At 73.9% G+C, this 12,909-nt stretch carries 8 protein-coding genes and 3 pseudogenes; 9 read left to right on the top strand and 2 right to left on the bottom strand.

Features of this window, described 5'->3' with window-relative positions:
• Positions 1 to 3: 3 nt before the first annotated feature.
• Both AB0L37_RS33765 and AB0L37_RS33760 read right to left on the bottom strand, forming a co-directional pair.
• The gene (locus tag AB0L37_RS33765; RefSeq protein WP_365514305.1) at positions 4 to 1,578 is read right to left on the bottom strand and encodes an ATP-binding protein; all 1,575 of its coding nucleotides are present in this window, start codon (positions 1,576 to 1,578) and stop codon (positions 4 to 6) included.
• 37 nt (positions 1,579 to 1,615) lie between these two features.
• Entirely contained in the window at positions 1,616 to 1,810 is a 195-nt protein-coding gene (locus AB0L37_RS33760; protein WP_018534760.1) for a hypothetical protein, read from the bottom strand.
• Positions 1,811 to 2,091: 281 nt separating this feature from the next.
• Here AB0L37_RS33760 and AB0L37_RS33755 point away from each other — a divergent pair, with 281 nt between their 5' ends.
• The 9 genes and pseudogenes from AB0L37_RS33755 (at position 2,092) to AB0L37_RS33715 (ending at position 12,902) form a co-directional block, all read left to right on the top strand.
• Complete coding sequence (locus AB0L37_RS33755) at positions 2,092 to 2,484, top strand: ankyrin repeat domain-containing protein (RefSeq protein WP_365514301.1); 393 nt, start codon at positions 2,092 to 2,094, stop codon at positions 2,482 to 2,484.
• Positions 2,485 to 2,764: 280 nt separating this feature from the next.
• Entirely contained in the window at positions 2,765 to 4,177 is a 1,413-nt protein-coding gene (locus AB0L37_RS33750) for a HEAT repeat domain-containing protein (protein ID WP_365514298.1), read from the top strand.
• Between the two features lie 105 nt (positions 4,178 to 4,282).
• A pseudogene (locus tag AB0L37_RS33745) lies at positions 4,283 to 4,480 on the top strand (glycosyltransferase family 1 protein); the annotation flags it as partial.
• An 8-nt stretch (positions 4,481 to 4,488) separates the two neighbouring features.
• Positions 4,489 to 4,712: pseudogene (locus tag AB0L37_RS33740) on the top strand (glycosyltransferase family 1 protein); the annotation flags it as partial.
• Between the two features lie 11 nt (positions 4,713 to 4,723).
• A pseudogene (locus AB0L37_RS33735) lies at positions 4,724 to 4,912 on the top strand (SGNH/GDSL hydrolase family protein); the annotation flags it as partial.
• Between the two features lie 76 nt (positions 4,913 to 4,988).
• Positions 4,989 to 5,687: a GntR family transcriptional regulator gene (locus AB0L37_RS33730; protein WP_365514295.1), complete on the top strand. Its 699-nt coding sequence runs from the start codon at positions 4,989 to 4,991 to the stop codon at positions 5,685 to 5,687.
• A gap of 69 nt (positions 5,688 to 5,756) precedes the next feature.
• On the top strand, positions 5,757 to 7,283 hold the full coding sequence (locus AB0L37_RS33725) for a hypothetical protein (RefSeq protein WP_365514292.1): 1,527 nt from the start codon (positions 5,757 to 5,759) through the stop codon (positions 7,281 to 7,283).
• 88 nt (positions 7,284 to 7,371) lie between these two features.
• Positions 7,372 to 8,214, top strand: coding sequence for a hypothetical protein (locus AB0L37_RS33720; RefSeq protein ID WP_365514392.1), 843 nt, complete (start codon positions 7,372 to 7,374; stop codon positions 8,212 to 8,214).
• 44 nt (positions 8,215 to 8,258) lie between these two features.
• Positions 8,259 to 12,902 carry a hypothetical protein gene (locus AB0L37_RS33715; protein WP_365514290.1) on the top strand — a complete coding sequence of 1,548 codons (4,644 nt, stop codon included), beginning with the start codon at positions 8,259 to 8,261 and terminating at the stop codon, positions 12,900 to 12,902.
• The last annotated feature ends 7 nt before the right edge of the window (positions 12,903 to 12,909 follow it).

The raw sequence follows: 12,909 nt of genomic DNA, 5'->3' as shown, positions 1-12,909 counted from the left end.
CGGCTACCGGTCGGCGAGCGCCTCGGCCTCGTCCGGGACCGCCTCGACCCCATTGCTGTCGTCGGCGGGGGAGACGCGCTGCGGCAGCAGGGCGAGGACCGCCTGCCGGTGCGTCTCGCTCGTCGCGTCGTCGTACGGGTCGGGGGTCGCCGGCACCTGAAGGCGGTGGACCGGGCCCGCGCCGAGGCGGGCGTAGCCGCGGCCGGCCGGGACGTCGGCCGTGGGAGTCGTCTGGGGCAGCGTGCCCAGGACGTCGTGGAGCTCCTGGAGCGTGGCCGGGCCGAGCGTCACGCGCGCGCGGGTGTGCTGGCGGACCGGCTCGATCAGGGCGTCGAGGCTGTCGAACTGATCGGCCACGACGACCGTCACGCCCGCCGCCCTGCCGTGCCGCAGCGGGACCTGCAGGAGCGTCTGCGGGTCGGTGCGCCCGTCCGCCGCCGCGAGGTGTCCCAGGGCGGTCGGCCGGTCGAGGAGGATCCACAGCGGACGCTTGACGTCGTCCGGCACCGGATGCCCGGCCTGGCGGGCCCGGTTCGCGGCGATGAGCCGCCGCTCCGTCTCGTGCGCGGCCCATTCGAGGCTGGCCAGCGCACCCGCGAGCCCGCACTCCACGGCGAGGACCCCGTCGCGCCCGGCGAGGCACGCGTAGTCGCCGGTCCCGCTGCCCTCGATGACGAGGACGTCGCCGTGCTGGAGCGCCTGGAGGGCGATCGAGCGCATCAGGGACGTGGTGCCGCTGCCGGGCTGCCCGACGATCAGCAGGTGCGGCTCGGTGGAACGGACGCCGGTGCGCCACACGACGGGCGGCGCGTCGCGCTGCTCGTCGCCCTCCATGACCGGCAGTGTGCGCTGCACACCGGTCTCGTCGGTGAAGCCGAGCACGGTCTCGCCGGGAGCGGTCACGAAGCGCTGCGCGGCGATGTCGGTGGGGAGCGGGGCGAGCACCGTCACCGTGAGGTGGTTGCCCTCCTCGTCCCACAGGAAGTGGTACTCGCGGCCCCGGCCCAGCTTGGCGTGGAGCAGCTGCTCGATGCGGGCCCGGGACTCGGGCTCGCCGTCGGTGAAGTACGCGGGGTAGCGGATCGACAGGCGGTCGAAGCGGCCGTCACCGTCGAAGTCGTAGGTCTCGAAGACCTTCTCCCAGTCGCCGCCGTGGGCGTAGAGCGGGCTCGGGTCCTCGGGGACGGAGAAGTACGGGACGAGCGCCTCGTACAGCGACGACAGACGCTGCACCTGCGACTCGTCCGGTCCCGTCGGGGCCGGCACCTTGGGGTCCCGGCCCTTCCACGCGGCCGCTGCCATCAGGGTGATGAGCGCCAGCAGCGGCCCGTACGGGATGAACACCACGAGCAGGACCACGGCGGCCACCAGGAACAGCAGCGGGCCGCGCCGGTCCTTCGGGGTGGCCGACCACTTGCGCCGCCCGGCGGCAGCCAGCCGGCGCAGTCCACGGGTGATCGTGATGAGCGGGTGGAGAACGTCGGTGGCGCCGTCGGCTGCCGTCCGTGCCATTTCCCGGCTCCGGGCGATCGAGGCGCTGCCGTTGCTCAGAATGCGGGGGAGAGGGCGCCTGGCCACGTCATTCTCCTGAAGGTGTGTGCGGGTGGATGGGCCGTCAGAACTTGATCCCGCCGAGCAGGCTGGCGAGGCTCGCGCCGCCCGCCTTGATGCTCGGGGCGATGGCCGTGCCCGCCAAGTAGAAGCCGAAGAGGGCGCAGACCAGTGCGTGCGAGGCCTTCAGGCCGTCCTTGCGGAAGAACAGGAAGACGATGATGCCGAGCAGCACGACGCCCGAGATGGACAAGATCATGAGGGTTCTCCTGGTTGATGGGGACAGTCACCATGAGTTCTTCCAGGCTCACAGCATGTATCTATACGACAAAAGGTGCAAATGGGTGGAATTTTGTTGATTTCACCCAGTCGGCAGGCGGCTGGTGAGCCACCCGTGCGTGCTGCCGGACGGTCGTCCGCACTGTTGGTGATCTTTGCCTCGGCGGGGTCGGCTCATGTGCCCCCGCGGGCAGTACTCTGTCGATTCACTCGTACGGCTGCACGGCCGTACCAGCACGGATGCGAAAGGCGGTTCGGCCGATGAGCGAAGCCCCCGACCCGGAGGTCGTGGAGCTGGCCACCAAGATCTTCGACCTCGCGCGCCAGGGCGAGACGGAGGCGCTCGCGGCGTACGTGGACGCGGGTGTGCCCGCGAACCTCACGAACGACCGCGGTGACACGCTCGTCATGCTCGCCGCGTATCACGGGCACACGGACACGGTCCGCGCCCTGGTGGCGCGCGACGCCGATGTGAACCGCCCGAACGACAAGGGCCAGACCCCGCTCGCGGGCGCCGTCTTCAAGGGCGAGGAGGCCGTGATCAGGGCGTTGCTCGACGGGGGCGCCGATCCGGCGGCGGGGACGCCCTCGGCGGTCGACACGGCGCGGATGTTCGGCAAGGCGGAGCTGGTGGAGCTCTTCGGAGGTTCCTGAAGCACCGGCTCTGACCAGGCAGAACGGGGGTACAGGAAATGTGGTCGCGGCGGGCGGAACCGCTGGGTCATGATGACGGCGTGATTTACGGACGCGATGGCGGGGCATCTGGTGCCCACGTGCCGCGCGGGCCGTAAGCGGCCCGGATCCGGGCCTTGGACGAGAGGCAGAGAGATGGTCTACAGCAAGCAAGAGACGGCGGGCGCTCCGACGTGTTGTCGCGTGGCCAGGTAGTTGCAGGTTCCCGGTTGCGTCGACGCTTGATGTGAGGCTGTTTCCCATGTTCGAACCGGTCATAGCGCCCAGCGGTACGCTGCTCGGCCTGTTGCAGCGAGGCCGCGGTGACGGCACGCTGCACGCCCTGACGGCGCCGCGGGACGAGGCTCTCGCGGCTCTGAACCACTGTGTGCTGAGCGACCCCCGCCACGACTGGCAGGTGGAGAACCGCTCGCTGTACTACGCCCGCCTCTACCTCGATCTCCACGGAGAGCTCGGGGAGATCGAGCGGCACCTCTTCGACCCCGAGGACCTCATCGACACCGACGAGTCCCGTACGGGCCTCGCGCTGTCCGTCCTCGGCCACCTCGCCTCGTACGGCAGGCGTGACGCGCTCGACCTGCTGCGCAGGTACGCGGCCTGCGGCGGCAGCTGGGCCTGGGCCCTCGACGAGCTGGCCCTGCGCGACGACGACGCGGGCCTGCGCTCCCTGGCCGAACCGGTCCTCGCCCGCTTCCCCGCGGACGCCGAGGCCGATCTCGCGGCCGCCGTCCGCGACGCCTACGAGCCACGGCCATGGCGGCTGTGGGCCGAGGATCCCCGGCCGCATGTGGGCGCACGCGTGCGTGCCGCCCAGGAAGCCGGCTCCTTCGACCGCTGGCAGCGGCAGATGCGCCCGGCGGGGCCGCGCCCCGAGTGGAGCGTGCAGGCCGTCTTCGCCTGGGCCCAGGAAGGCTTCGAGCGCGGCGCGGTGCTGTACGTGCCCGCCGCGCGCTGCCTGTCGGCCGTCGCGGGACCCGAGGACCGGCCCGAGATCGTGCGGGCCGCGCAGGACGGCACGGACGGGGCCCGCTGCACCGCCTTGCGCTACCTCGCCGATACCCACGATCCCGACGCACTGGATCTCGTCGAGGCCGCCGTGGAGAGCCCCTCCCGCGCGGTCGTCGACGCCGCGCTCGACGCCTTCGAGCGGATGCGCACCGTCGCCGCCGTGGAGCGGGCCCGCCGCTGGGCCCACCGGCCCGACGCGCTCGGCGCCGCCGCCGGACGCATGCTCGCCTGCCGGGGTGCCGCTTCGGACGGCGAACTCGTGTTGCACGCCCTGCGCGAGGCACTGCGCGGCGACGGGCCCGACGCCCCGACCCTGTGGCCGCTCGTCGACGGGGCAGGACGGCTCGGCATCGCCTGCGCCGCCCCCGTCCTGCGGCACATCTACCGCGAGACCGCCTCGTCCCATCTGCGCGGGCACGCCGCCCGCGCCCTCGCCGCCACCGACCCCTCCTTCGCCGCCGGATTCGCCGTCGAGTGCCTGTGGGACTGCGAGGAGTCCACCCGCGAGATCGCCGCCCGGCACGCCGAGACCGGCGATGCCCGCGTCGTCGACCAACTGCGCCGCCTCGCCGCCGACCCGGCCGAGGAGGACGAGGTGCAGACCGCCGTCCGCAGCCGCATCGGACCGGACGCCCCGGCCCTCTGACCGACGAGCCCACCATGTGACGCGTCGCTGTACGGGAGGCGGCCCGCGGGGCGGGGTCCGCCTCCCGTTGTTCGTCCTGGTCGCCGCCCGTTTCCCGGGTCGCTCGTGGCCAACGCTGCGGCGCACTGCGCCCCGCAGACCGCGCGGCATCTCGCCGCCCGCGGTCACGACCCCCTCGTCGTAGCCCCGGCCACCGCCCCCGGGCCCGAGGCGGACGCCGGCGCTCCATGCCCCGTCGTCCGCGTACCGTCCCTGCCACTGGCCGCCTGCCCACAGGTCCGGGTCGCGCTGTCCGGCCGCCGCGCGTGGGGCTCGAACAGCGGGCGCGGGCAAGGCAGTTGCCGGTCTCCTTCCTCGGGCACACCCCGGTCGTCGTCAGTGCCTCCTCGGCGCTGGCCGTGGTGGTCGGCGCGGCCGGAGCCGTGGCGGGCGCCAGCGGGGCCGCGTTCGCCGACGCGGTGCGCGAGTGCTCGGGCGGCCCGAGCCGCAGCGCAGGCAGGCCGCACGCGCGCGTGACGAGTGGTTCGGGCCCTGGCCTTCGCGTCGGACGTCGTGTCCGTCGTCGTCGGCGTCAACGACACCCCGCGCCGCACCTTCGACACCGAAGCCGTGGCCGCTCAACTCGACGCCGCCTACGGTGCGTTCGCCGCACGCGGCGCGACCGTGCTCGCGGCATGCCTGCCCGACCCTGGGGCCATGCTGGGCCTGCCAAGGGCCGGGGCGCTCTCGTCGCCTCGCAAGATAGGGGATCGTTGAACAATCCCGCGATACCTATGTTGTTTCGTTCTTGCATCTGCGCTTGAATTCGGACGTGGCCTCCGACGAACTGCACGCACTCGCCGACGACCGCGCCCTGCTGGGGCGCACCAGCACCGCCGAGCGCGTCGCGGACATCCTCAGGAGCCGGATCGCGGAGGGCTTCTTCCTGCCCGGCACCCGCCTCTCGGAGGACAGTATCGGCGGCGCCCTCGGCGTCTCCCGCAACACCCTGCGCGAGGCGTTCCGGCTGCTCACGCACGAGCGTCTGCTCGAGCACCGGCTCAACCGGGGCGTGTTCGTACGCGTCCTGAGCGTCGACGACGTCCGGGACATCTACCGCACCCGGCGCATGATCGAGTGCGCGGTCGTCCGCTCCCTCGGAGAGCCGCCGTACGCCCTCGACGGGCTCGCCGCCGCCGTCGCCGAGGGGCGCCGCGCGGCCAAGGCCCGGGAGTGGAAGGGCGTTTCCACCGCCAACATCCACTTCCATCGTGAACTCGTCGCCCTCGCCGGCAGCGAGCGCACCGACGAACTGATGCGCAGTGTCCTGGCCGAACTCCGGCTCGCCTTCCACGTCGTGGACGACCCGCGCCGCCTCCACGAGCCCTATCTCACCCGCAACGCCGCCATCGTGGAGACGCTCGGCAAAGGCCTGCGCGACGAGGCGGAGGCGCTGCTCGCCGACTACCTCGACGACTCCCGGGACGGGCTCGTCGAGGCCTACGCGCAGCGGGTGCCGAAGGACGCGTAGCGGCCTGCGGGGCCGGTGGCATCTGCGTCGTTTCGACCGTTGTCAGACCCAGCGCCTAGTCTGTGCTCCGTGACTTCGCCTGCCACCACGGAATCCGTTCCGCCCCAGCTCAGCGCGGGGCCGCGCCCCGCACCGGGCCCGGCCGCCGACGAAGGGCTCGCGCGGCGGCTCCGCGCGCTCGCCTGCACCGCTCCGCTGCACGACCTGGACGTGCGCAAGGCGAACCTCGCGGGTGAGTACTCGACGTACGGCATGGCCGAGGTGGCGCTGGCCGCCATCGACCTCGTCACGCTGAACATGGACTTCGACACGGGCGCCGACCACGAGCAGATAGTGGCTCGTCTGCTGCCGCGCATCGCCGCCCAGGCTCCGCAGCGCCCGGCCGCCGAGCACGAGCGCGTCGCCCGCTGGGTCCTGGAGAACCTGATCAACGTCGGGAGCGTGGACCGCGGTTTCCGCGCCGTGTACGGCACGTTCGCGACCGACGGCTCGTACGTGCGCCGTGACTACGACTTCAAGCTGATCGAGGAGGTCCCCGGCTACGGGGGAAGCGTCTATCTCCGTACGACCGACGAGGCCGTCAATGTCCTCGTGGGCGCGCTCGACACCGACGTCACCAGCGCGCAGATCGCCGCCGAGGTGAAGTTGGAGGTCCTGATCAGCCGCGGCCGGCTCGCGGACGCGCAGCTCGCCGCCGAGCAGGCCAGGTACCGGACCGTGCAGTACTCGGAGACGCTGCGCAAGGCGCTCGACGCGACGCGGCGCAATGTGCGCGCCGTCGACTGGTTGCAGGCCGTGCCCGACATGATCGCCGAGGCCCTCGACCACGTGGCCGACCGCTACCGCCACGAGAACGCGATCCTGACGAACATCCGCAAGGCGCGCGACGAGTCTGAGGACCCCGAGCAGAAGCGCCGCGCCGCCGAGCTCGTTGACATCGTCAAGGACTGCATCCGCCGCCATACGCAGTTGCAGTCGCGCCTCCTCGAAGCCGGGCCGCTGTTCCGCGCCGAGCAGGACCGGCAGGCGTTCGCGACGCCCTCCGCGCGCGCGGGCCTCGACCTGTACGGCCAGCTCGTGGCGCCGCTGCTGCCGCTGCCCGTGGAGAGCGCCGTCAAGGTGACCGACGCGTTCTTCGCGCGCGGCACCGGACTGCGCACCTCCGTCTCCGTACGCGTCACGGACCTCGTCGACATACTGCTGACGCCCCCGCAGGAGCGGGAGAACCTGGGCGCCGAGATGCCCGAGCCCGACCTCATCGCGACGCCGGACGACAGCCGGTTCAGCGAGGAGCAGCTCGCGAGCGCCATGGAGCTGCTCGACCTGCCCGCCGACGCGCCGCGCCGACTGTCCGGGCTGCTGGTCGACGCCCGCGCGCAGGACGCCGAACTGCCGTACCTGGTCGCCCTGTTGGCGGTCCACGCGGCGAGCCCGCCGGTCGGCACCGCCTACCGCCAGGGCGAGGAGAAACTGCTGTTCGCCGTGGACGACGGCACCGAGCTCGACGACCCCGAGTTCGGCGGCGCCGACCTCATCGTGGGCACCGCCCTGCTCGACGCGGCCGGGATGGCCGCGGGCCGGACGGAGGCCACGTGACGTACCAGGAAATGATCAAGGAGCACCGCCCGTGACCGAGTACCCCGAAGAGCCCGCCGAGTGGGGCGAGCCCGAGGCCTCGGGCTCCGTGGCGGTCAAGGCCGCCGCGCCCGTCACCCCGGCCGACGCCGCCGACGCCGCGCGGCTCGTCGCCTTCGGCCTGCAGCCCAAGCTCCAGCCGTCCCGCGACCAGGAGTACGCCGACCTGCTGCGCCGCTACCGCGAGGACCCGGCGTTCGCCCGGCTCGCCGACGCCGTCGCGACCGGCCTCGGCCTCGTCGTGCTGGAGGTGTCCCCGCGCGCGGGGATGGCCGTGACCGCAGCCGAGGACTCCGTCTTCGCGGTCCGCATGGGCGACTACGCGCGCCGCACCTCCGCCGACGGCACCGACCGCTTCCTGCACGGCCTGGCCCACCTCGCCGTCGCCGCACTGGCCTTCCCGCGCCCCGAGGACCTCGCCGACGACGGCTACATCGGCCGCGTCAGTGTCAACGGCGTGGACGCGTTCGTCCGCCAGGCCTGCCGCAAGCTGGAGGAGCGCGCCGAGGAGACGGGCGAGAACACCGACCCGGCGACCGACGCCCCCGGCCTCGAAGCCGCCTGGCGGATCTGGGCGCGGCGCAGCTCCACCGGCGCCACCAAGGACACCCGCAGACTGGCCAGTTCGACCACGGGCATCATCGGCAAGGCCGTCGCGTTCCTCACCGACTCCGGGTTCCTGCAGAGAACCGGCGACGACGGCGGGGGCACGTACCGCACCACGGCCCGCTACCAGCTCCAGGTCCGCGACATGGCCGGCACCGCCGCCATGGGCGAGCTCCTCGACCTGGGCGTCGTGCCCGTGACCGACGGCACGGCGAGCCTGGTGCCGCCGATGGACGAGGAAGCGGCCGAGCTCGCCGCCGACGCGGGCCTGCCGTTCCACTCGTAGCCCACAGAGCTCCTCAACTTCCGTACCTACCACGAGAGTCCGCCATGTACGAGCTGTCCCGGGTCCGCCTCTACTCCATCGGTCCCGCCGGTGCGCGCTACGCCGACACCGTGCTCGACCTGCGGGGCGTCGGCGCGCCCGTGCCCGACCCCGCGCCCGCCCAGGCGGAGTTCTTCGAGGACGAGCCCGTCGGACCGCCGCGCCGCCCCGCGCCGGCCGGCGTGCTCTTCCTGGAGAACGGCGGCGGCAAGTCCGTGCTGCTCAAGCTGATCTTCTCGGTCATGCTCCCGGGCCACCGGAACACGCTGGGCGGCGCCAGCTCCGGCGTGCTGCGCAAGTTCCTCCTGGCCGACGACTGCGGGCACGTCGCCCTGGAGTGGCAGCACACGCTCACCGGCGAGTGCGTCGTCGTGGGCAAGGTCAGCGAGTGGCGCGGACGGCAGGTGTCGAACGACCCCAAGAAGTTCGCGGAAGCCTGGTACTCCTTCCGGCCCGGGCCCGGCCTGAGCCTGGACTCACTGCCCGTCGCCGAGTCGACGGCCGTGCGTCCCGTCGCCGAGGGCGCGTCCGGCGCCCAGGGGCGGCGGCGCACCATGAAGGGCTTCCGGGACGCGCTGACCGAGGCGGGCAAGGCGTACCCGCATCTCGACGTGAACTGGGAGGAGATCCACGACCGGTGGAACGAGCACCTCGGTGACCTGGGCCTCGACCCCGAACTCTTCCGCTACCAGCGCGAGATGAACGCGGACGAGGGCGAGGCCGCCGGCCTGTTCGCCGTGAAGAAGGACTCCGACTTCACCGACCTGCTGCTGCGCGCCGTCACCGACACGCGCGACACGGACGGCCTCGCCGACCTCGTCAGCGGTTTCGGGAACAAGCTGGGCCGCCGCTCCGAGCTGATCGCCGAGCGCGACTTCACGGCCGGCTCCGTGGACCTGCTCACCCGCATCGTCGAGGCCGCCGACACGCGCTCCCGCGCGCGCGACATCCATGCCGCCGCCGAGCGCCGCACCCGTACGCTCGCCCGGCGGCTCTCCGCGCGGGCCGCCGTCGAGCGGGGCCGCGCCGGAGACCTCGCCCAGCAGGTCACCGCCGCCGCGCACACCGTCACCGAGGCCGAGACCGCCCGCGAGCGCAGCTCGCTCATCGCGGCCGAACTCGCCTACCGGCACGCCTCCTTGGCGCTCGCGGGCGCCGAGAAGGCCGCCGCGGCGCAGAAGCGGGAGATGGCCGACGCCCGCACCCTGCTCTCCGCGTGGCAGGCCGCCGAAGCCGTCCTGCGCCACCGCGCGGCGGCCGACCGCTCCGCGCGCGTGGCCGTCGCGATCCGCGAGGCCGAGCGGGACGCCGCCCCCGCCCTCGCCGCCCGCGCCAAGGCCGCCTCCGATCTCGTACGGGCCCTGCACGGCGCCGCCGAGAAGGCCGAGGCGCACGCGAACGAGGAGGAGGAGCGGTCCGCCGTCCTCCAGGAGGCGGGCGAGACCGCGCACCGCGACGCGACCGCCGCCGCCACCGAGGCACAGCGCGCCCGCAGTGAACTCGGGCATCTGCGCCAGCGGTTGAGCGAGGTCGAGCAGGAGACCGCCGAGGCGGTCAGGGCCGGCTGGATCGACGACAGCGCGCCCGACGCAGATCCGGCCCGTGCCGCGCTCGCCGCGTCCGACGCCGAGAAGTCCACCGTCGCCGCCTGGGACACCGCGCGCGAGGCCGCTCGCCGCGCCACCGAGCACGCGCGCGAGGCAGCCGCCGCGGAGGCCCGCGCCGAGCTGACCGCGGCCCGCGCCGCGGACGCCGCGAGCGCCGCCGAGCAGGCGTACCGGGCGGAGGAGCGGGCGGCCGCCTCCCTGGCGGGGGAAGAGCGTCTCGCCGAGCTCCTCGGGGTGAACAGCGGGGCGAGCGCCCCGCAGGAGGCAGGCTTCCCCGGCGCCGTCCGCGCGCGGGCCGCGGCCGACGACGGTCCGCTCACCCCCGAGGACCTCGACCGCGTGGCCGACGACCTCAAGACGTTCCTGGACGACTCCGTCGCCTCCGCCGAGCGGCAGCTCTTCGAACTGCGCACCGCGGCCGCCGACGACTCCCGGATCCTCGGCGCCCTCGGCGACGGCGGTCTGCTGCCGCCGGGCCCGGACGTCCTTGCCACCGTCGAGTTCCTCGGCGAGCACGGCATCCCGGCGCTGCCCGGCTGGCGCTATCTCGCCCAGTCCGTCGACCCGGCCGACCACGCGCGCGTGCTCGCCGCCCGGCCCGAGCTCGTCGACGGCGTCATCATCACCGACCCCGCCTCCCACGTACGGGCCCGCGAGGCGCTCGCCGGCGCCGCCCTGCTGCCCCGGTCCGCCGTCGCCGTCGGCACCGCCGCCGCGCTGCTCGCCCCGACCCCGGCGGAGAACGCGTCGTACCCCGAGGACACAGCCGTCTTCCTCGTACCGCCGAACCCGGCCATGCACGACGAGCACGCCGCCGACGAGGAGCGGCAGGCGCTGCGCGCGCGGGCCGCCCAGCGCGACGAGGACATCCGCGCGCTCGCGGGTCGCCTGGCCAAGGACCGCGAGCTGGCCGCCCGGCTCAGCTCGTGGCGCTCGGGCTGCCCGGCGGGGCGGCTCGCCGAGCTGGCGACGGCGGCGGAGGAGGCCCGTACGTTCGCCGCGGAGGCCGAGGCCGAGCTGGCCGAGGCCCGCACCGTGCGCGCCGAGGCCGACGAGAGCGCCGTCGAGGCGACCCGCGTCCGCGACGAGCGCCAGGAAGCCGCGCAGAAGGCGCGCCGCGCCGCGGACGCCCTGGCCGGTCTCGCCTACCGGCTGCGCGAGCGCTCCGCCTGGCAGGCCAAGGTCCGCGAACTGGCCGACGAGGCCGTCGAGTCCGAGGCCCGCGCCCAGTCCTGCCTGGAGCACGCGCGTGCCGCCGACGAGGACCGCCGCGCCGCCCAGCGCTCCGCCGACGACGCGCGGCGCACCGCCCGCACGCTGCGCGCCGAGCGCGCCGAGATCGCCGGCGCCCCCGACGACGTCCCCGAGAGCCTCGACGGCGAAGCCCCCAAGGCCTCGCTGCCCGCGCTGCGCGAGGCGTACCGCGCCGCCTCCCAGGTCTACGAGAAGGTCGGTGTCGGCGCCGACCTGAGGGCCGAGCAGGCCCGTGCCGAGAGCGACGAGAGCGCCGCGCTCGCCGAGCTTGACCGGCTCAGCAACAAGGTCCGCACCCGCGCCGCCGCCCTCCTCGAATCGCCCGAGGGCGCCGACGGACCGTCCCGGCAGGCCGCCGCCGGGCGCGCCGAGGAGCACGTCCAGCTCCTGGAGACCCGGGCCTCCGCGTCCAGCGAACAGCTCGGCCGGCTGCGCGGCGAGGCCGAGCGGCTCGCCCCCGAGGACGGCGAGGCGCACACCGAGCTGCCCGAGGAGCTGATCCCGCGCGACGCCGAGCACGCGCAGTCCCTGCTCCGCACGGCCACCACCGAACTGGCGTTGCGCACCGACGCGTTGGCCACCGCACGCGCGGCGCACGGCGAGCTCCTGGACGCGCACCGCGCCGCCGAGAACGGCACGGGCGGCTTCGAGGAGACGGCCGCGCTCCTGCGCGACCTGCTCCGCGACCACGCCGCCGACACCGAGGAGCAGGAGGAGCCCGAGCCCTACCCCGGCTCCCTGGAGGAGGCCCGTACGGCCGCCGCCGAGACCCGGCGCTCGCTGCGCGGCTGCTCCGCCGATCTGTCCGCCGCCGAGGCCGCGGTCCGCGAGGCGAGCGACATCCTCGTACGGCATGCGAACTCGACGCGCTACGAAGCGGTGCGCACGCCCGCGCGGCAGCAGATCAGGGAGCTGCCGGCGGCGGCGCTGCCGGAGCACGCGCAGAAGTGGGCGGACGCCTTTGCGCCCCGACTGCGGGTCCTGACCGACGAGTTGGCGCAGCTGGAGCGGAACAGGGACTCGATCGTGGACCGCCTGCGCGGCCTGGTCGAGTCGGCGCTCGCCACGCTGCGCTCCGCCCAGCGGCTGTCCCGGCTGCCCGAGGGGCTCGGCGAGTGGTCAGGGCAGGAGTTCCTGCGGATCCGCTTCGAGGAGCCCGATCAGGCCACGCTCACCGAGCGGCTCGGGGAGGTCATCGACGAGGCGACCCGCGCGGCCGTGAAGAAGAACTCCGACCTGCGGCGCGACGGCATGTCCCTGCTGCTGCGCGGGGTCGCCTCGGCCCTCGAACCCAAGGGCATCGCCGTCGAGATCCTCAAGCCGGACGCGGTGCTGCGTGCCGAGCGGGTGCCTGTCGGGCAGATGGGCGACGTGTTCTCCGGCGGACAGCTGCTCACCGCGGCCATCGCCCTGTACTGCACGATGGCCGCGCTGCGCAGCAACGACCGGGGTCGTGACAAGCACCGCCACGCGGGCACGCTGTTCCTCGACAACCCGATCGGCCGCGCCAACGCGACCTATCTGCTGGAGCTCCAGCGAGCGGTCTCGGACGCGCTCGGTGTCCAACTCCTGTACACCACCGGCCTGTTCGACACCACGGCGCTCGCCGAGTTCCCGCTGGTGATCCGGCTGCGCAACGACGCGGACCTGCGGGCGGGCCTGAAGTACATCAGCGTCGAGGAGCACCTGCGCCCGGGGCTGCCGCAGCAGGATCCGGACGGGGAGACGGTGCACGGCGAGATCACGGCCACGCGCATGTTCAAGCGACCGGAGCCCGCGGCCGGTTGAGGGCGCG

This window comes from Streptomyces sp. NPDC052225 (assembly GCF_040679615.1).
In the GTDB taxonomy this organism is placed as follows: Bacteria; Actinomycetota; Actinomycetes; order Streptomycetales; family Streptomycetaceae; genus Streptomyces.
This window is presented reverse-complemented; position numbering and strand designations above follow the sequence as displayed.